1 protein-coding gene and 1 pseudogene are annotated in these 1,438 nt (G+C 59.9%); one reads left to right on the plus strand and one right to left on the minus strand.

Annotated elements, in window-relative coordinates; translation table 11 throughout:
• Positions 1-117: 117 nt before the first annotated feature.
• Positions 118-306 (plus strand): DUF3606 domain-containing protein, encoded by a 189-nt coding sequence (locus tag AB4Z16_RS28020; RefSeq protein ID WP_441514577.1) that lies wholly within the window; start codon positions 118-120, stop codon positions 304-306.
• Between the two features lie 472 nt (positions 307-778).
• On the opposite strand, the pseudogene AB4Z16_RS28025 reads toward AB4Z16_RS28020, so the two are convergent.
• Positions 779-1,438 (minus strand): annotated as a pseudogene (locus AB4Z16_RS28025) (hypothetical protein); the annotation flags it as partial.

A 1,438-nucleotide genomic window follows, 5' to 3' on the forward strand; every position in this document is an offset into this window, starting at 1 on the left:
ATACTTTGGCTTGTAGGCGTTCCGATCCCGATCATCATCCTGCTGTGGTTCTTTATGCGATAGTCGGTCGTCGGCGATCGGTGTGCGCGAGCGATTGGTTCGCTGCAGGAGGTCACTATGGCAGACAACGAAAATAACAGGGGCCCGCAGGACCGCTCTCGCATCAACATGAACGAGGACTATGAGGTCGCGTACTGGACGAAAGAGCTTGGAGTCACGCGCGAACAACTGGCCGCCGCGGTGAAGAAAGTTGGCGTCAGCGCCGATGCGGTATCACGATTGCGACGAGAGGGAACGGGTGCCTAGCGCGCACAGTTGGACAGCTAGCAGTGCGTTGCGAGAGGTGTTCCCATGGTCGGCTTGCAATCGTCCGCTTCCGAAGCTCCTGTCCGCCGCCAACGATCGAGCAGGCGAGAGCTCTACCGTGAGAGCTGCCAGGACGAGGACGGAAATCGCTTCATCGTCATAGTGTGGCAGAATAAACCCGGCCTCTCGACGGTGTCCTATTCGCTCGAAGACGGAACGCCTGTGCACTACGAAGACGAGTGCTACTTCGCTACGCCCAGCGGGAAGATGCTGACGCGGTGCGCGGACTGACGGCTGAGCGCTGACAACACCGCTCCTAGGACGCGGCGAGATAAGTAGCCGGCGCCACGCCGCATCGAAGGCGCTCGGAGAGAATGGCTGGAAATCGTGAACGATCCACGAACGACCGGAATGTGGCCAATTGAAGCGTGGCAGGGCGAAAATTGCTAGATTGAGCTTTCCGATGCCGATCTCAGGGCCATCCTCCGCGGTCGACCTCGGACAGGGGTTTCGAAGGACCGGCAGTGCGCGCCGATGCGCATGATGCCGCCGCTGCGGTGTCCAATTGAAGGGTAATCAAATCGCCCAGCTCGGCCGCCAAGTTTGATCCGGTCCGCAGTTCGCCGTTTGCTGAGTAGGCCCATTTCACTGCAGTCGTACGAGCGTCGATCAGGCGCGTGCTGACGCGCCACCTATCCGCTGACTGGCGAACGCTGCCTTCAACGATGTACAGGTGCGCTATTTGCTTGCCTCGGTCGCCGGCCACCGAACTAACCGGCCCATTTTCCGCAAAAACCTGCAGGTGCTTCTGCTTTGCGAGGTTCGTCAGCACTTCTTCGGACAAGTCAGCCGCGAATGCCACGCCTTCCGGTGCGGATGACAAACTGACGAACGGCCTGACGGTCACCTGTGGCTCAAGCGTCTCAAGCGCCTGATCGGACAACGGGAATTGTGGCGGGAGTTGCTCTCGCGTAGCCAAGACAACGACGACCAAGTTCAGAGCTATTGCACACAAAAGGCCGCAGGCCAGTACGCCGGGGCGGGTCATCAATTCCGTACGTGATGATCGGCTTTGGCGGGGTGTCTCCCACGGCCCGGCTTCGTCCAGCACCGGCGTATCGATAACACGCCA

Source organism: Allobosea sp. TAF32 (assembly GCF_052113585.1).
GTDB lineage: Bacteria > Pseudomonadota > Alphaproteobacteria > Rhizobiales > Beijerinckiaceae > Allobosea.

Coding starts and splice junctions, on each gene's coding strand:
- AB4Z16_RS28020 (WP_441514577.1), top strand. CDS start 118: ATGGCAGACAACGAAAATAACAGGGGCCCGCAGGACCGCTCTCGCATC.